The organism is Aeribacillus sp. FSL K6-3256 (assembly GCF_037965805.1).
GTDB classification, from domain to species: domain Bacteria; phylum Bacillota; class Bacilli; order Bacillales; family Aeribacillaceae; genus Aeribacillus; species Aeribacillus composti.
This window is the reverse complement of sequence record NZ_CP150188.1, coordinates 3419936-3438004: the sequence shown is the minus strand read 5'-3', so window position 1 is coordinate 3438004 and position 18069 is coordinate 3419936. Positions and strand designations below refer to the sequence as shown.

Genomic DNA, 18069 nt, shown 5'->3' with positions numbered 1-18069 from the left:
AATTTATAGTTGAAATCATATATGATTATATATATAATAAAAATAAATTAATGAGATTTGAAATATTCAGATAATAATCATTTTGTTCAGGAGGTTGCTTATATATGTCTTATAACGAAATAAAGCAAAGATTAAGAGGATCGATTGCTCCTGTTGTTACTCCATTTGATGCGGAAGGCAATATTCATTTTGAAACGATGAAAAATTTAATCAACTGGCAAATTGAAAGCGGCAGCCATGGGATCTCAGTGACAGGAACTTCTGGCGAACCCAGTTCATTAACAACGGAGGAACGCAAGCAGGTAATGGAGCTGGCGAAAAAAACAGTGAATGGCCGAGTCCCGTTTGTTCCGGCAACAGGATCGACTAATCATGATGAAACACTTGAACTAACGAAATTTGCACAAGAAATTGGCGCAGATGCTGCGATGGTCATTGTTCCGTATTATAATAGGCCGTCCCAGCATGCGTTGTATAAGCATTTTAAAGCAGTAGCTGATTCTGTAGATATTCCGATCATTATCTACAACATCCCAGGGAGAACAGCTGTAAATTTAGAGGTCAAAACAATGGCTCGTTTAGTGGAGGATTGCCCGAACATTATCGGTGCAAAAGAATCCAATAAAGATTTTGAGCATGTGAATCGGGTGCTGCTTCATTGCGGAAGAGATTTTTTACTATTTTCAGGAATCGAGCTTTTATGCTATCCAATGCTAGCAATCGGGGGGGCAGGTTCCATTAGTGCAACGGCTAATGTGGAACCGGCAAAAGTTGCGGAATTGCATGACGCTTGGTTTGAAGGCGATATAAAGAGAGCTCAGGACCTCCATTTCGAGTTAATGGAATTAAACGATATTTTATTTGCCGAGACAAATCCGGGACCTGTAAAGGCGGCGCTTGGAATGATGGGAAAAATCACGCCGAAATTAAGATTGCCTCTTGATTTGCCTGCGGAGGAGCTTCAAGATAGAATTCGGCAAACGCTGCAAAAATATGGTCTTTTAGAGAAAGTAAAAAATTAAGGCAAGCTAAAAAGGGCTGATGTATTGCGCCTGCTAAGGAGTGAATTGGATGGGCAATGCAGTAGTGAAAATTTTTGGAATGCCAAATATAACGGAAGCCGAAGTGGATCCAGAAAACAATTCAATTTTTTTAAATGGAACTCAATATCACGTCAATCAGCTTTCTTGGGAGCCTCCGGTTTCAGGTACGATTTACGGTGTCCTTTTGAATTATCAGGGCGCCTTTCATCGATATCGTGAGCAAATGACACATTCACCATATAACGAACCACCGAAAGCGCCAATTTTATATATAAAACCGATTAACACATTAAGTGGCTACAGGAGCCCCATACCATTGCCTAAGGATGCAGACGAATTAGAAGTAGGGGCAGCACTCGGCGTGGTCATTGGGCGTACTGCCACTAAAGTAAAGGAAGAAGAAGCCTTTCAATATGTTGCTGGATATACAGTTGTGAATGATGTAGCAATTCCGCACGAAAACATTTATCGTCCGGCGATTAGGGAGCGGGCAAGAGATGGATTTAATCCGGTTGGTCCGTGGATCATCAAAAAGGAATCGATAGTTGATCCTGATTCATTGGACATTCGCGTTTTTGTCAATGGAAAGCTTGCACAAAAAAATAACACGAAAAATTTCATCCGGCCAGTTGCTCGGCTGCTGGCTGATATAACAGAATTTATGACGCTTTATCCAGGAGATGTGCTACTGACAGGTGTTCCTGAGCAAGCGCCTTTAGTAAAGGCAGGAGACCATGTTCGTATTGAAATTGAAGGTGTAGGCAGTCTAGAAAATACAATTGTTCATGAAGCGGATTATGTGAAGGGGGCTGTGCGATGAAACGAGCTAGAGTTGCTATGAACGGCACTATTTATGAAGCAATTGAAGATAACGGCTTCCTTCAACTGAATGATCATCGTAAAGTGACAGAAAAGGACGTAGTCTGGCTTCCGCCTGTAAGCCCGCGGACTGTTTTTGCATTAGGTTTGAATTATGCAGATCATGCTAAAGAGCTGTCATTTCATGCACCAACTGAACCGCTTGTGTTTCTAAAGGGACCGAATACGATTGTTGGGCATCGATCTGAAACGAAACGTCCTCCTGATGTAGATTTTATGCACTATGAATGTGAACTGGCAGTGGTAATCGGAAAAATGGCGCGTAATGTCAAGGCTAGTGAAGCGTATGAATACGTCTTAGGATATACGGTTGCAAATGACTACGCTGTCAGGGATTATTTAGAGAACTATTACCGGCCGAATTTGCGCGTGAAAAATCGCGATGCATTTACCCCGATAGGCCCTTGGCTTGTCGATAAAGAAGATATACCAGATCCGATGAACTTGGTCCTTCGGACTTACGTTAATGGAGCGTTAGTGCAGGAAGGAAATACAAAAGATATGATTTTTACAATCCCTATGTTAATCGAGTATTTAACTAGCTTTATGACCTTAAATTACGGGGACATAATTCTCACAGGAACACCTAAAGGAGCGGTCAATGTTAATGTTGGCGATGAAGTGATTACAGAAATAGAAGGGATTGGACGTTTAATTAATCGAATTATATGAAGCTGTCATTCAGAATCTTTTCTCCGTCACCAACACTTTAAAGGAGAGCTGACGTTATGCCGCATTTTATTTTAGAATATACCGACAATATCAAAAAAGAGGCAAAAATTCCAGAGCTGCTGAAAAAAGTTAATGATGTGCTGATTTCCAAAAGCGATATATTTCCAATTGGAGGCGTGAGATCTAGAGCCATTGAATTGAAAGATTATTGTGTGGCTGACGGCTCTGAGGATGATGCCTTTGTCCACGGTACGCTAAAGATTGGCGCTGGGCGTACTGAAGAGGATAAAAAAGCAGTTTGTGATGAGATCTTTGCAGTGATGAAAGATCATTTTTCGATCCTTTTCAAAAGGAGATATCTTGCATTGTCTTTAGAACTATATGAATTTAGTGAATTTGGAACGTACAAATATAATAACATTCATCAGCGCTACAAAAATTAATTGCATACTTGGAGGAATCGAAATGACCACATATAAAGTTGGGAAAGTTCTTCATTATATCAATGGCAAGTTTGTAGAGGGAGTTGCAGGGAAAAGCTTTGAGAATATTAATCCCTTTAATAATGAAGTAATCAATGAGGTAGCGGAAGGATTTGCAGAAGATATTGACTTAGCAGTAAAAGCTGCCAAAAAAGCTTTTGCTGACGGCCCTTGGGGAACAATGTCGGTAGATGAAAGAATGAAGTATATTTTACGAATTGCTGCATTAATTGAAGAAAATGCGGGAGAAATTGCTTATTTGGAATCTCTAGATACAGGATTGCCAATCAGTCAAACGAAAAAGCAAGCATCCCGTGCAGCTGAAAACTTTCGATTTTATGCACAAATGGTTAAAAGCCGCATGGTAGGAGAAGCGTATAAAGTAGACGGAGATTTTATTAATTATACTATTTACAAGCCAATTGGGGTGGCAGGTTTAATTACGCCATGGAACACTCCGTTCATGCTGGAAACATGGAAAGTGGCTCCGGCGTTGGCAACAGGTAATACGGTTGTCTTAAAACCTGCTGAATGGTCGCCGCTGACTGCTAACAAGCTGGCTGAAATTATTCATGAAGCGGGACTGCCAGAGGGAGTTTTTAATATCGTTCACGGCTTTGGGGAAACAGCTGGCGCGTCCCTCGTGAGACATTCTGATGTCCGGCTTATTTCCTTTACGGGCGAGACGACAACAGGTGCCGAAATAATAAAAAATAGCGCAGATACGTTGAAAAAAACCTCTATGGAGCTAGGAGGAAAATCTCCTGCAATTATCTTTGCCGATGCTGATTTGGAAAAAGCCTTGGATGCTGTCGTTTGGGGAGTATTTTCTCTTAACGGGGAGCGCTGTACAGCCAATTCGCGGTTGTTTTTGGAAAAATCGATTTATGATTCCTTTGTTGAACGGCTGAAAGAGCGTGTGCAAAATATCTCGGTAGGGGATCCATTGGATTCTTCGACAGAACTAGGGCCGCTAATTCACAAAAAACATTGGGAAACCGTTTTAAATTACATTGAAATAGCCAAAAAAGAAGGGGCAGAAGTGTTTTCAGGAAACGTTCCGCAATCATTGAAAAATGGCAACTTTGTTCCACCGACACTTCTTCTGAATTGCCATAACGGTATGAAAGTTGCTCAAGAGGAAATATTCGGACCTGTCATGGCAGTTATACCATTTGAGACTGAAGAAGAAGTCATAAAAATGGCTAATGATGTAAAATATGGGCTGGCTGCTTATGTATGGACGAACAATTTGAAGCGCGGACACCGAATTGTCCAATCGATTGAAAGCGGAATGGCTTGGGTAAACTCGCAAAACGTCAGGGATTTAAGAATCCCGTTTGGCGGAACGAAATATAGCGGTATTGGCCGAGAGGGCGGACATTATAGTTTTGATTTTTATACAGAGGTTCAAGTAATTCATGTGGCGATTGGAGATCATCACATTCCTCAGTTTGGTAAATCAAAAAAAGCCGAAACGATTTCGGCTCAGCAATAATAGAAAGCTAACTCGTTTTGCTTGTTAGTATATATTCTTTAATATATGATATAAGTATGGAACAGAAGGTAAAAAATAAAACACAAATTGCATATGATTATATTCTTTCACGAATTGAAAATGGTGCTTACGGGCCTGGATATCGAATAGTAATCGATCAAATTGCAAAAGAGCTGAATTTAAGCAGCATCCCTGTCAGAGAAGCGATCCGCCAATTGGAAGCAGAAGGCTTAATTCAATATAAGCCGTATAGCGGAGCAGTTGTAAGCAATATCAACGAAAAAGAGTATTTGCAAACCATTTCGGTTTTGGCGGTGCTAGAAGGCTACGCGACTGTTTTAAGTTCTAATATTATAAAGGAGGAGACGATCAAAAAATTAGAAGAATTAAACGAAAAGATGAAACAGTCGCTGCAAGATTTTGAATTAGAGCAATTCAGTGAATTAAATTATCAGTTCCACACCTTAATATATGAAAACTGCGGCAATAACTTTTTAGAGGAACAGATTAAGCAAATTTGGCAGAGGATGAAGCGGATACGGACTTATGGCTTCACACTCGTTCCGAAGCGCTCTAAAGAGTCCATTAAAGAGCACGAAGAAATTATTCGATTGCTTCGAGAAAAGGCTCCGCCCAACCAAATTGAGGAATTTGTCCGCCAACACAAATTAAATACAGCAGAAGCATTCAGAAATCGGCAAAAATTTTCATAATAAAACAATTTCGAACAAATTCAACTGATCGTACTCAGTTGGATTTGTTCAAGGAAATTTTTTCGGCTAATATCATATATTATTTTATATATATTAATAGATAACAAGATCAAATTCTAAACCCTTGTTGTGAAGAAAATCAATAGATGAAGCTTCTTTCTCTACAAGTGGATTTTGAATGAGTAGAAAATGCTAGGAGGAAGAAAAGATAGAATTTTTTAAATATTTGAAACCATATTTTAAATCATATATAATATTATTGATGATTTATTGGTCGAAGGAAAGGGGTGGTCCTCTGATTTCACTAATATGAAAGCGTTGTCACTAAGAAAGATAAAGCTTTTAAGGAATTTTGCCAAAAATAAAGGAGGGGGTTACGTTGAAAAAATTTGTTTCGTTGATCATTTTGATGTTATTTCTCTCTATGCTGGCAGCATGCGGAAATTCTGAAAGCGCCGGTGGAAAAAATAATGATTCCGGTGGTTCCGATGTCATTAAAATTGGTGCTATTTATTCAGCTTCGGGCGGCGGTGCTCCTCTAGGAAAATCACAGATGGAAACGGTAAAAATGCTGGTGGAGCAAGTAAATGAAAACGATGGAATAGATGGAAAGAAAATAGAGCTGATTGCCTATGATGATAAGTCCGATCAAAATGAAGCCGTGCTGTCTATGAAAAAATTAATTGAGCAGGATAAAGTATTGGCTGTTGTTGGGGGTACGCTAAGCGGAAATGCTTTAGCAATGGTGCCGCTTGCGGAAAAGTCAAAAACTCCATTCATTGCATCAGCTACAAGTAAACAAATTGTAAAACCTGATGATAATTCTTCACGGGACTGGATCTTCAAAACGACACAAAGTGATGATGTAGTAATTCCTAAAATTTTAGCCTATTTGAAAGAAAAAAATTTAACGAAAATTGCCTGGCTGAATGTTGCCAACCAATACGGCACAAGTGCTCATGAAGAATTTAATCGCCTGAAAGGTGAATACGGCATTGAAGCTGTTATTGAAGAGGAATTTGAAGCAACTGTTGATGATGCGAAAGCGATGCTGACTCGCGTAAAGAAATCAAATCCACAGGCAATTATCGTTTGGGGAACTGCTCAGGAGTCTTCAGTTATTACGAAAAATCTCCATCAATTAGGAATGAAACTTCCCATTATTGAAAGTCAGGGAATTGGTACTAAGGAGTTTATTGAGTTAACCGGAGAAGCAGCGGAAGGAGTTATTTTTCCTGCAGGGCGTTTAATTGTCGCTGAACAATTGCCGGATAATGATCCGCAAAAAGAAACACTTATTAAGTATAAAGAGGATTTTAAAGCAAAATTCAACTACGACGCAAATACGTTTGGAGGCCATACTTGGGACGCATTCTATTTATTAGTGAATGCAATTGAAAAAGCCGGAACTGACAAAGAAAAAATTAGAGAACAGCTCGAAAATACGAAAAATTTTGTTGGAATTTCCGGAATATTCAATTTTTCGAAAGATAATCATACTGGCCTTGATGAAAGCAGCTTAGTTATGGTTCAAATCAAAGACGGCAAATTTGTCATTGCAGAATAATGCTGTAAAGGGATCTTCAACGATTAAAAGTACGGGGAAGATCCCTAAAGACCAAAAATAGAAGGGAAGTGTGGGAATGGAACTGACCAGCCAATTTATCCAGTTAATTTTTTCTGGACTGACCATTGGAAGCATCTATGCACTGATTGCTATCGGATTTGTCATTATTTACAACATAACCGGCCTTTTAAATTTAGCACAAGGCGATTTTGCCATGCTGGGTGCACTTACTTGTATTTCGTTTGTCAATATGGGCTTTCCATTAATTATTGCAATAGCAGTAAGTGTTGTCATAGTCACGATTATCGGTGGTTTGTTCGAAAGGTTGGCAATTTATCCTGCAAGAAATTCATCAACCGCAACACTTCTTATTATTACGATAGGTGCAGCTTTTGTATTTCGGGGAATTAGCATTTTAATTTGGGGAACTCAGCCTTTGGCGCTGCGTCCTTTCTCTGGAAATCAGAATATCAATTTTTTGGATGCTACCATTCAGCCGCAAAGCTTATGGGCTATCGGCATTTCCTTATTAAGTTTAGCTGTCCTTTACTACTTTTTTAATAAAACCTACTTAGGAAAAGCGGTAACAGCTTGTGTTGTCAATCGTTTTGCAGCAAGGCTAATGGGAATCAGCCCCCAAAAAATGTCGTTTTGGGCAGTATCCATTAGTGCTGGTCTTGGAGCGCTCGCAGGAATAGTGATTGCCCCCATTTCGGGTGCTTCGTATGATATGGGAATCATGATTGGCTTAAAAGCATTTATTGCTGCAGTAATTGGAGGGTTGTCAAATGCACCTGCTGCTATTGCCGGAGCATTTTTAATCGGAATATTAGAATCTTTTACGGAAGGATATTTATCTTCAGGATATAAAGATGCCATTAGCTTCACTCTTCTTTTAATCGTATTATTCTTCATGCCAAATGGATTGTTCTCGAAAGTATCAGGAAAACGTGTTTAGAGGAGAGGAAAAAATGGATAACAATTTAACGAAAATATACAACAGGAGTTTGAAAGGTCCTCTTATCTTTTTTGTCGTTATTATGCTTCTTCCTTTTATTTTTCAATCAAATAATTATATTTTAAGTACTTTCATTATGATCGGTTTTTACTCATTGGTCACGACTGGACTGACGCTATTAATCGGATATGCAGGGCAAATTTCCCTCGGGCATGCAGCTTTTTACGGTATTGGTGCCTATACCTCTGCATATTTTACGGCTACATTGCAGATGCCTTCCTGGATAGGAATTTTAGTTGGGGCGATTATTGCATCACTCGTTTCTTTAATCATCGGTATTCCAGTGTTTAAACTAAAAGGGCATTATTTAGCCTTAGCCACTCTTGGATTTGGAGTGATCATATTTACATTTTTTAAAGAGTGGAAAACAATAACTGGAGGATTAAACGGGTTTTTTGGCATACCTCCTTTAAGCTTATTCGGCATTTCATTTTCAACAGATTTTCAATTTTACTTCTTAATTTGGATCTTTGTCTTTTTAGGAATTTTCTTTGCGCGCAATATTGTTCAATCAAGAGTCGGAAGAGCTTTAATGTCTATCCATGGCAGCGAAATTGCTTCGGAAGCAATTGGTATAAATATTAATAAATATAAATTGCAAATTTTTGTATTAAGCGCCGTTTATGCTTCAATTGCTGGAAGCTTATACGCACACTATGTCACCTTTATAAATCCTCAATTGTTTGAAATGATGACATCTATCTACTTTTTAATAATGGTTGTCATCGGTGGGATAGGGAATATTTGGGGCGGATTGATCGGAGCAGCGATATATGTATTTTTAGGAGAATTGTTGAAAGATATTGTACCGAAAATTATTCCCAATGCTAGCGGGGAATTCGAAATTGTATTTTTCGGCGTGCTGCTTGTAGTTATTTTAATATACATGCCAAATGGAATTTCAAAAGCGATCTTTCATTTTATCAAAAGAATCACTTCAAGCTTTAAAAATAAACCAGTTTCAGCATTTTCAAAGAAGTCAACGGGAAGTGATATTCATGACTGAGGAAACATTATTAAAAGTCGAAAATCTTTCAAAATCATTCGGCGGTGTAAATGCCGTTGAAAATGTTTCGTTTGAAGTGAAAAAAGGGGAAATTGTTGCTGTAATAGGTCCAAATGGCGCCGGCAAAACAACCCTTTTTAATTTAGTGACAGGTGTCATCCCTGCAACAAGCGGAAAAATAACCTTTAAAGGCGTTTCCATCATCGGGAAAAGACCTTATCAAATTGCAAGTCTAGGGATGACAAGAACATTTCAAAACTTGCAAGTATTTAATAATATGACCGTCATCGAAAATGTGATGACAGGAAGTCATATAAGATTAAAAACTGGAATTTTAAGCTCAGGCCTGCGATTGCCGAACGTTTATAAAGAAGAAAAAGAGGTAATGCAAAAAGCATTGCAATGCCTTGAACAGGTCGGTATTGCTGATTTAGCTTTTGAACGAGCTGAAACATTGCCTTATGGAAATCAAAGATTATTAGAGATTGCCAGGGCAGTAGCTGCAGAGCCTTCATTTATTTTACTGGATGAACCGATGGCCGGGCTGAATCCGCAGGAATCCCGCAATCTAGTGAATGTACTGAAAAATATGAGAAAACAAGGGATGACATTTTTATTTGTTGAACATGATATGGAAACGGTGATGTCGATTGCAGATAAAATTGTAGTTCTTGACTATGGGAAAAAAATTGCAGAAGGAACGCCTGAAGAAATTGCCAGCAATCCTAAAGTTATTGCAGCCTATTTGGGAGAGGAGGAAGCAATCTAATGTTAGTAGTAGACAACCTTCATACGTACCACGGATATTTGCACGTTTTGAAAGGGATTCACTTTGAAATAAAACAAGGCGAAATCTTTGCGATGGTAGGGTCAAATGGCGCCGGGAAAAGCACCCTTCTTGGAACAATAGCAGGCATTTATAAACCGAGATCAGGAACCATTGTATTTGAAAATGAAGAAATTTCTTATGGTAAAGTAGAAAAGATCGTTGAAAAAGGCATTTGTCTTGTCCCGGAAAGAAGACAAATTTTTGATGATCTTTCTGTTAAGGATAATTTGCTGTTAGGATCTTATCACCGATATAAAAATGACAAAAAAAGTGTTATGGAGGATTTCGAGCAAGTTCTAGACTTTTTCCCTAAATTAAAAACAATGTTGGATCGACCGGGCGGATTGTTGAGCGGCGGCGAGCAGCAAATGGTTGCCATAGGCCGCGGGCTGATGGCGAAGCCAAAACTAATGATGCTGGATGAACCGTCTTTAGGATTGGCTCCGCTTATTGTCAAAGACATTATGAATATTTTAAAGCAAATGAAAAAAACATTTGGAACGACCATTTTGTTAATTGAACAAAACGTCAAAGCAGCTTTGCAAATTGCAGATCACGCTTGTGTATTGGATCGCGGAGAAATTGTCATTCAAGGAAAAGCGAGCGATTTGCTGGAAGATGAAAAAATAAAAGATACGTATTTAGGTATAAGCAAAAAAGAAAGACTAAAGCTTTAGTATAAACAACAGGTCTGTACTAACCTAACTTGCCCAAAAGCCGGGAGTTTGGCGGCATAGTATTCCGAATATTCCAATAACCAAAGGAGGAAGGGAACGGATATGAGAACGATAGATTGGAAGGAAGTTGAGAAAAATATAGAAAACGGCCGATTTCCTCAATGGTTAGTTACAGATCCGGAAATATACGAACTAGAAAAAGAAAGAATTTTCGGCAGAACATGGCAGTTTCTGGCGCACGAATCGGAATTAAAAGAACCAGGAAGCTTTGTTACGAGGATGATGGTCGATGACCCGATTATTTTAGTGAAAAATAAAAATGGAGAAATCAACGCATTTTTGAACTCTTGTTCTCATAGGGGTGTTCGTTTATGTACAGAAGATTATGGAAATAAAAAAGCATTTTCATGCCCTTATCATGGCTGGACTTATAATTTAAACGGTGAACTGATCGGGGTTGTTGCAGGGAATAAAGTATTTGGGGAATCGATGGATAAAAGCGAGTGGGGACTGCGCCCAGTTCCTCGTGTTGAAAGCTATCAAGGAATGATTTTTGGAAATCTTGATCCTGACGCTATGTCTTTAGAAGATTATTTAGGCGAAATGAAATGGTATTTTGATATAATGCTTGGCCGGAGCGACGGAGGGATGGAAGTGAGGGGAGTCCCTCAACGATGGGTGGCAAAAGCAAATTGGAAAATGACAAGTGAAAATTTCGCGGCAGATCCTTACCATGTTCAAACGACTCATAGATCCGCCGTGGAATTGAAGCTTACACCGAGCGATCCTTTGTATGCATCATATGGACATCAAGTTGTTTTGTCAAACGGACATGGAATTAATGTAATTACATCTGCTACTGGAAGATCGAATAACATATACCAAGGTATGCCTGAATCGATGTGGTCGATGTTTGAGAAAAATTTAAATAAAGAACAATTGGACATTTTTTCTAGAGTTCAAAATTTTGTTGGCGGAGTTTTTCCAAATCTATCATTCTTAAGCTCTTGCAGCGGAACAGAAGGAACAAAGTATAATCATCTTCAATTTAGAGTATGGCGGCCGTTAGGGCCCGATCAAGTTGAAATTTGGGTTTGGTATATGATTGATAAGGCGCTGCCGGAAGATTATAAGGAAAAATCGTACAAAGGTTTTATTGCAACGTTTGGTGCGGCAGGTACTCTTGAGCAGGATGATACGGAAAATTGGGCTCGCATTGTTGAGGCCAGCCAAGGGTTAATGGCAAGAGATCGAAATCTCAGCTACAACAATATGCTCAACTACTTAATGGGATTAGATCACTTAGATCCGGATGAGAATTTTCCGGGACCGGGAAAAGCGTACCCAACTTGCTATACAGATCATATTGCAAGAAGTATGCATAAATACTGGCTGGAGCTGATTACGAAAGAGCCAGAGGTGAAATCTCATGAATAGTGATATTCAATATGAAATTTCTCAATTTTTATATTATGAGGCCTATTTGCTTGACCACCGAAAATATCGGGAATGGCTTGAATTGCTTGATGATGATATTCAATACACGATGCCCCTGCGGGTAACTGTTGATAACAAAATGGGAAGCAATTTGAATACTGAAATGACTTATTTTGCAGATTCGAAAAAGGACATAGAGATAAAGGTCGAAAGACTTTATACGAAATCAGCCTGGGTTGAAAACCCGCCTACAAGGCAGAGGCATTTTATAAGCAATGTGGTCGTTGAGCCTGGCTTTAGCTCTAATGATTATAAGGTTAGAAGTTATTTTCTATTTAAGCGCAGCCGAAGTTCAGAAGCAAAAACCGAGGAATTGTTCGGAGAAAGAGAAGATATTATTCGAAAAGTGAATGGAAAATGGAAAATAGCAAAACGAACTGTGTATCCAGATCAGTCCGTATTATCAGTCATGAATGTTAGTATGTTTTTATAAAAAACGTGTATGTGCCAATATATTTTTTTTGCCCATTTCCCGAATTATCAACATATTTAGGCTGTTTGCTGCTTGAAGAAGAAAATGATTGGAAAGGATTTATGAAGCTTCTATATTTTCTGTAAAGGCGGAAATAGCTTAAAGGAAATGATAGATTTGCTGATATTCCAATCGTTTAGTTTATGATTCGAAATGTTTAACGGCTTTTTTTGCTTTGATTACATTGGGCATAAATTTGCCAGCTTGCCATGTTTAGATGCATAAAACGCGAGAGAGTTATATTAGCTCCCTCGCGTCGGGCATTCATTCATGATGTACTAGACTCAAAAATGAATGATCGTGTGTTCGTCTTCATGAAAGCTCATTTTATCATTTGCCTTCCAGCTGTTGTTTTATAACTTCCAGCGTCCAATATTTCGGCGGTTTTTCTGCTTCTAATTTTGCCAAGCATTCCCGGTGGATTTCGGCAACTCGTTCTGGTGTGATGATGTCAGCAGGATCCACTTCTACAATTTTTACTGTACTTTTATCTTCGTAAAGATGCTCTCCCTTAAGTCTCCCCGTTTCATCATACGGCCATAAAAATACTTGACGGCTTGAGTAATGATAAATTTTGTCCGGATCATCTACTTCAAATCCTAAATCAAGCAATCCTTGGCCTTTAATTAATTGGTGGAAAGTCAGTTCATCTGCAATTCCCCAATCAGCCACAGCTAGCAAGTCATCAGAATGCCAAAGTACTGATTTTGATGCAATATGATAGAAGTTGAGGACTCCTTCTTTTCCTTCAATAACAGCAGGCTCGCTTCCCCAAGTAACACGATAAACGGGGTGATCGACCATCATATCGGAAGAAACAATTTCATTGAACATGCCGGCGCCTTCCAGATGAACGTGTCGGCGGAAGTTTTCAAGAATCGCAATATGCAGTGGATTGGTTGTTTTAGCCAGCAATTCTTCAACGGGTTTCATGCAATTATAAATTTGTTCTTCAAATTTATTCATATTATTCTCCCCCTCTTTTTTGTTAACGCTTACATTTTTAACAGAATCAATTCTGTTCATTACTGATATCTTATATAAAATTTCCTGAAAATTTATTAAATATTATGATAATTTTGATAAAAAATGCTAATAGTTTGTGGTGAGGGGGACGGAAATGGGGGAAGTTTTAGACTCCAACGAAATGATGAAATTTTTGCCTGAATCTGGGCAATCTTAAATACTTTGCGAAATCATTTAATTTCAGCTTTAGGTCTCGACAGAGCTAAAGGTTTTTTATTACGGTATGGCTGGGATTGCGGCAATAATTTTTCAAATCATTTAAGAAGGAAAGATGCTTATCATACGCTGACATTGAAAGAACTGTTTATCGCTGGTTCGCATATGCACGGCATAACGGCTGATTTAGGCATTTCAGTTAAAGAGCTGCATATCGACCCTGTAACAAAAGATTATTATTCAGAAGGCTATTGGAAGCATTCACAAGAAGCTGAACACCATATTGCCACCTTTGGATTATCTTCTGATCCAGTATGTTTTACACTAATAGGATTTGCAGGCGGATATGTGAGCAATCATTTGGGTAGAAAAGTAATTTTTAAAGAAGTTGAGTGTGAAGGAAAGGGTGATCCGCATTGTCATTGGATTGCCAAACCGGTTTTAGGATTGGGGAGAAGAAATCGAAAAAGAGCTGCCTTATTATGAAGAGGAAAATTTAGGACAAGAGCTAGACAAAGCTTTTATAAGGATAGAAAGGCAGAAAGAAATGTTTAAGAAAGCTCTTATGATTATTGAAAAGTTGACAAATTCGCTATTAAATGGGTGTGGACTAAAGGGGATATTGAACACTTTAGCGGTTGAGATGAATTGTGCTCTTCTGCTGGAAAACTCTCACCGTCAGTTGATTGAAGCGAGCGATTCGCTTCGAAAAATTTATTTAAACAGCGCTGATTATGTGAGGGAGAAAGTGGAAACAGTAGATATAAAAGAAAAATGTAATACGAATCGGGTAAAAGTTTCTTCAGCAAAAGGCTATACATTTGAAAAATTAATATCTCCTGTTTTTGTAAGAAACAACATTTTTGGTTATGTTTCACTAATTCGTGAATCAGAAGGCTTTTCGGAATTGGACTATATCGTCATTGAAAAGGCGGCATCCATTTGTGCTATGCAAATAATAAATGAAACTTCTGCGTTTGAAAACGAACAGCGAATTAAAGGAGAATTGCTAAACGCCGTTTTTAGGGGGGGAATTTTCAGAAGAGGAGCTTACTTACCGATTAAAATTAATGGGATACAATCTTAATCAACCGCAATATGTGTTTTTGTTTCATCTGGACACAGCCAAGAGTTTAATCGAAAAGAGCTTGAAGATTCGCTTAATCATTATAAAACTGCAGCAGCTGAAAACTTAAATAAATTGTTCAAGCAGCAAGGTTTTGCATGTATAATGACAACAAAAGTCAATCAGCTGATTGCTGTTATTCCTGAAGATTTTATCCGTCAATTTTCATCTGAAGTTTCATGCGGGCAATGGCTAATTGATCAGATTTTCTCCAAGATTAAACCTTTTGAAATGAAATTGGGGATCAGCAGTTTATGTCAGCAAGCATCAGATTTGAAAAAAGGATTAAAAGAAGCAGAAAAAACAATTAAGATTATGAAGTTTTCTAAAAGCAATGCGAAAGTCAAAGCATTTAAGGAGCTTTTAGCGGTTGCGAAGTTAATATGCTCTGAAAATTTACCGGAAATGGAAGCCCTTTCACATACAATGCTTCAAAAAATAAAAAACTACGATGACAAGCATGCTCAGATTTATTAGAAACGCTTTATTGGTATGTTGAAAATAACGGACATCTATATAAAACAACCGAAAGAATGCATGTTTCATTAAGGTCTGTTCGTTACCGACTGAAGAGGATGCAAGAAATTGGCGGGTTTGATTTATCGTCGAGCCAAGGCTTCTTTGATGTACATGCTGCGGTCAATATTTATCTTTTCTTAGGGCTCATTGAAGTCAAAATGAAATAAAGCGCAAGTTTTATAATCATGACAATTTGTCCAATAAACTCTACTCCCTCTTGCACGCTCAGGCTGCTTCAGAGGATTTTCATCAGAAAATACAATCCATTCAGGAAATTTGCAAAAATGATTATCCGATTTTTTAAGTGAACGCTATTTTAAAAATTTTACAATGGGTTTATTGTGCTAGGAACGTTTTTTTCTGCACGGTGGAGAAAATAAACCCCAATACTTTTTAAATGGGGGAATTTACCCCCTTCTTCCGCAAATTTCTTCAATAAATTACAAATCTTTACATTATTCGTAAGAGTATGGTACTATTAATACTACAAAAACTCGTAAAAAATGGGGTTACTGAAAAATGAATAAAATGAATATTCTATCTATTAAAATAGAAAATGAACGAGCATATATGATTTCATTGGCTGAGAAATATGGATATACATCTGAGGTTGTGTTAAAAATCAGCCAGGAACTTGATAAGCTGATTCATCAATACCAAATCGAGCTCTTAAAAAAAACGAAGTGAACTTGGCAGTATATTGATAAAATGATCTCCCATCTTGAATCAAAATGGTATCTACCTTTCAGCTTTCAAATTGGGCAATCGTAAGAATGGCAGCTCTTTTGATTTTCCGACACATATTTTAGATTCCCGGAGTATACCGCTGTTCTTGTTCTATGAGCCCCAAGATAGAATATGAAAACATCATCTTTTCGTTTGTCAATTGGCTGTTTTTACAAAGTTTCACCACTGCTTTTTTATTTGTAAAGGTTAAATCACGGCGCAGGAAGAAGGTTTAGAAGATGGATAAACAGGCCGTCAGGGAAAAAATATGGACTCAGCTTGAAAAAGAGAAGCTTGGACGCTTTCCGTTTCCTCTGAAAAATAGAATTCCAAATTTCAAAGGAGCTGAACAAGCTGCAAAAATTGTTGCTTCGATGCCTGAATATAAATCGGCAAACGTCGTAAAGGTGAACCCTGATGCTCCGCAGCTTCCAATTCGGACGAAAGTGCTAATTGATGGAAAGACTCTTCTTATGCCAACTCCAAGATTAAAATCCGGTTTTATCATGGTGAAGCCTGAATGGGTGCCAAAAGGAGAAGAGAGAAAAGCCGCCAGCTTGAAACATATGAATACGTTCGGAAGGGAGATCTCTCTCGATCAGCTGCCAACTATTGATTTCATCGTGGTTGGATCGGTTGCAGTCCATAGGGACGGGCGCAGAATTGGAAAAGGCGAAGGATATGCTGATCGCGAATATGCCATTATTCGGGAGCTTGGGCAGCCTTCTGTTCCTGTCGTCACGACTGTTCATAGCATTCAGCTGGTAGAAGACGATTTTCCTATTGATCCGTATGATTTGACGGTTGATTGGATTGCTACAGAAAAAGAATTGATCAAAACGAACACTCCTTATTCAAAGCCGGAAGGAATCATTTGGGAACAAGTAAGTGAAGAAGAGAAAGAACAAATGCCTGTTTTAAAAGAAATTTGGGCAATGCTATACAAGCGTTCTTAACGATCATTCCCTTGCATTTACTTTATTTAGCATGACGTCATCCCATTTATTTAGAAGCAGGAAAACTAGGAATACTCCGCATAAAGTTTGTGAAAATTCTCAATTTTCTATCTCTTATTATTTTCTCAGAAGAAAACGGAACAATGTACAATAAATTTTAAACAGTTTGAAAACGAATCGTTTTTTTCTGCTATTAGGCAATTGTATAATAGAGTTAGAAGTGCAGATATGATGATTGGGAGGCCTATAAATGCAAGGGGAGACGATGCATCCAAAATTAGAAAAAATTGTCGAAAATGTTGAAAAAGTTATTGTAGGAAAGAGTGAACTGGTCATTTTAAGTTTGTCGGCAATGCTTGCTGGAGGGCATGTGCTTCTCGAAGATGTACCCGGAGTTGGAAAAACGATGATGGTGAAGGCATTGGCAAAGTCTGTTGGGGCTGATTTTAAAAGAATTCAGTTTACACCTGATTTACTGCCTTCAGACGTTACTGGAGTATCGATATATAATCCGAAAACGATTGAATTTGAATACCGACCAGGACCGATTATGGCTAATATTATTTTGGCCGATGAAATAAATCGAAGCTCACCAAAGACCCAATCCGCCTTGCTTGAAGGCATGGAGGAAGGGAGTGTCACCATTGATGGCGTGACAATGCCGCTTGAAAAACCTTTTTTCGTTATGGCGACACAAAATCCGGTTGAGTATGAAGGAACTTATCCGTTGCCGGAGGCTCAATTGGACCGATTTTTGCTAAAACTGAAAATGGGCTATCCTTCCGTTACAGAAGAAGTAGAAGTGTTGACAAGAGCTGAAAAAGGACAGCCGCTTGATGAACTAACGTCAGTCATCACCAAAGACGAATTAACGACACTTCAGGAAGAAATCAAACAAGTATATGTAGATGATACGATTAAACATTATATTGTAGACATCGTAAATAAGACGCGGAACCATGATTCTGTCTATTTAGGAGTCAGTCCCCGTGGTTCTGTTGCACTTATGAAGGCATCTCAGGCGTATGCGTTTATTCATGCCCGAGATTATGTGATCCCCGATGATGTTCAATATTTATCCGTGCATGTCCTGCCCCATCGCATTATTTTGACATCTGAAGCGCGTTATGAAGGGAAAACAGCTGAACAAATCATTGAAGATATTCTTGCCGAAATCCCTGTGCCTGTAGTGAGGTCGCTGTGAAAT

Annotated in this window: 20 protein-coding genes; 19 read left to right on the top strand and 1 reads right to left on the bottom strand. The window is 38.5% G+C overall.

Going from position 1 to position 18069, the window contains the following annotated elements; translation table 11 throughout:
• The first annotated feature begins 104 nt into the window (after positions 1-104).
• From hpaI to NSQ84_RS16490, 13 genes are all read left to right on the top strand, one after another.
• A complete protein-coding gene (gene hpaI, locus NSQ84_RS16550) occupies positions 105-1022 on the top strand; it encodes a 2,4-dihydroxyhept-2-ene-1,7-dioic acid aldolase (protein ID WP_066252149.1) in 918 nt (305 codons plus the stop codon).
• A 49-nt stretch (positions 1023-1071) separates the two neighbouring features.
• Positions 1072-1863, top strand: a complete 792-nt coding sequence (locus NSQ84_RS16545; protein WP_327873368.1) for a fumarylacetoacetate hydrolase family protein — start codon at positions 1072-1074, stop codon at positions 1861-1863.
• Positions 1860-2594 carry a fumarylacetoacetate hydrolase family protein gene (locus NSQ84_RS16540; protein WP_066252144.1) on the top strand — a complete coding sequence of 245 codons (735 nt, stop codon included), beginning with the start codon at positions 1860-1862 and terminating at the stop codon, positions 2592-2594. The genes NSQ84_RS16545 and NSQ84_RS16540 overlap by 4 nt, the downstream gene beginning before the upstream one ends.
• 56 nt (positions 2595-2650) lie before the next feature.
• A complete protein-coding gene (locus NSQ84_RS16535) occupies positions 2651-3037 on the top strand; it encodes a 5-carboxymethyl-2-hydroxymuconate Delta-isomerase (RefSeq protein ID WP_063388848.1) in 387 nt (128 codons plus the stop codon).
• 22 nt (positions 3038-3059) lie between these two features.
• The gene (hpaE, locus tag NSQ84_RS16530) at positions 3060-4574 is read left to right on the top strand and encodes a 5-carboxymethyl-2-hydroxymuconate semialdehyde dehydrogenase (protein ID WP_066252141.1); all 1515 of its coding nucleotides are present in this window, start codon (positions 3060-3062) and stop codon (positions 4572-4574) included.
• 56 nt (positions 4575-4630) lie between these two features.
• On the top strand, positions 4631-5287 hold the full coding sequence (locus tag NSQ84_RS16525) for a GntR family transcriptional regulator (RefSeq protein WP_063388846.1): 657 nt from the start codon (positions 4631-4633) through the stop codon (positions 5285-5287).
• 379 nt (positions 5288-5666) lie between these two features.
• Entirely contained in the window at positions 5667-6854 is a 1188-nt protein-coding gene (locus tag NSQ84_RS16520) for an ABC transporter substrate-binding protein (protein ID WP_066252139.1), read from the top strand.
• Positions 6855-6930: 76 nt separating this feature from the next.
• Positions 6931-7812, top strand: a complete 882-nt coding sequence (locus NSQ84_RS16515; protein ID WP_063388844.1) for a branched-chain amino acid ABC transporter permease — start codon at positions 6931-6933, stop codon at positions 7810-7812.
• A gap of 13 nt (positions 7813-7825) precedes the next feature.
• The gene (locus tag NSQ84_RS16510; protein WP_066252130.1) at positions 7826-8878 is read left to right on the top strand and encodes a branched-chain amino acid ABC transporter permease; all 1053 of its coding nucleotides are present in this window, start codon (positions 7826-7828) and stop codon (positions 8876-8878) included.
• The gene (locus NSQ84_RS16505; protein WP_094244349.1) at positions 8871-9647 is read left to right on the top strand and encodes an ABC transporter ATP-binding protein; all 777 of its coding nucleotides are present in this window, start codon (positions 8871-8873) and stop codon (positions 9645-9647) included. The genes NSQ84_RS16510 and NSQ84_RS16505 overlap by 8 nt, the downstream gene beginning before the upstream one ends.
• A complete protein-coding gene (locus NSQ84_RS16500) occupies positions 9647-10384 on the top strand; it encodes an ABC transporter ATP-binding protein (protein WP_066252126.1) in 738 nt (245 codons plus the stop codon). The genes NSQ84_RS16505 and NSQ84_RS16500 overlap by 1 nt, the downstream gene beginning before the upstream one ends.
• 102 nt (positions 10385-10486) lie before the next feature.
• Positions 10487-11821 (top strand): aromatic ring-hydroxylating dioxygenase subunit alpha, encoded by a 1335-nt coding sequence (locus NSQ84_RS16495; protein WP_117017176.1) that lies wholly within the window; start codon positions 10487-10489, stop codon positions 11819-11821.
• Entirely contained in the window at positions 11814-12314 is a 501-nt protein-coding gene (locus NSQ84_RS16490) for a 3-phenylpropionate/cinnamic acid dioxygenase subunit beta (protein WP_094244351.1), read from the top strand. The genes NSQ84_RS16495 and NSQ84_RS16490 overlap by 8 nt, the downstream gene beginning before the upstream one ends.
• Before the next feature lie 369 nt (positions 12315-12683).
• Here the strand turns inward: NSQ84_RS16490 and NSQ84_RS16485 are convergent, their stop codons facing one another.
• Positions 12684-13319, bottom strand: a complete 636-nt coding sequence (locus NSQ84_RS16485; RefSeq protein ID WP_094244352.1) for a hypothetical protein — start codon at positions 13317-13319, stop codon at positions 12684-12686.
• A 222-nt stretch (positions 13320-13541) separates the two neighbouring features.
• Here NSQ84_RS16485 and NSQ84_RS16480 point away from each other — a divergent pair, with 222 nt between their 5' ends.
• The 6 genes from NSQ84_RS16480 (at position 13542) to NSQ84_RS16455 (ending at position 18066) form a co-directional block, all read left to right on the top strand.
• Complete coding sequence (locus NSQ84_RS16480; RefSeq protein WP_094244353.1) at positions 13542-14021, top strand: V4R domain-containing protein; 480 nt, start codon at positions 13542-13544, stop codon at positions 14019-14021.
• 61 nt (positions 14022-14082) lie between these two features.
• Positions 14083-14622 (top strand): hypothetical protein, encoded by a 540-nt coding sequence (locus tag NSQ84_RS16475; protein WP_130156658.1) that lies wholly within the window; start codon positions 14083-14085, stop codon positions 14620-14622.
• 144 nt (positions 14623-14766) lie between these two features.
• Positions 14767-15138: a hypothetical protein gene (locus NSQ84_RS16470; protein WP_339212127.1), complete on the top strand. Its 372-nt coding sequence runs from the start codon at positions 14767-14769 to the stop codon at positions 15136-15138.
• A gap of 561 nt (positions 15139-15699) precedes the next feature.
• Positions 15700-15867: an aspartyl-phosphate phosphatase Spo0E family protein gene (locus NSQ84_RS16465; protein ID WP_082829641.1), complete on the top strand. Its 168-nt coding sequence runs from the start codon at positions 15700-15702 to the stop codon at positions 15865-15867.
• 278 nt (positions 15868-16145) lie between these two features.
• Positions 16146-16862, top strand: coding sequence for a 5-formyltetrahydrofolate cyclo-ligase (locus tag NSQ84_RS16460; RefSeq protein ID WP_144597442.1), 717 nt, complete (start codon positions 16146-16148; stop codon positions 16860-16862).
• 250 nt (positions 16863-17112) lie between these two features.
• Positions 17113-18066: a MoxR family ATPase gene (locus NSQ84_RS16455; RefSeq protein WP_339212125.1), complete on the top strand. Its 954-nt coding sequence runs from the start codon at positions 17113-17115 to the stop codon at positions 18064-18066.
• The last annotated feature ends 3 nt before the right edge of the window (positions 18067-18069 follow it).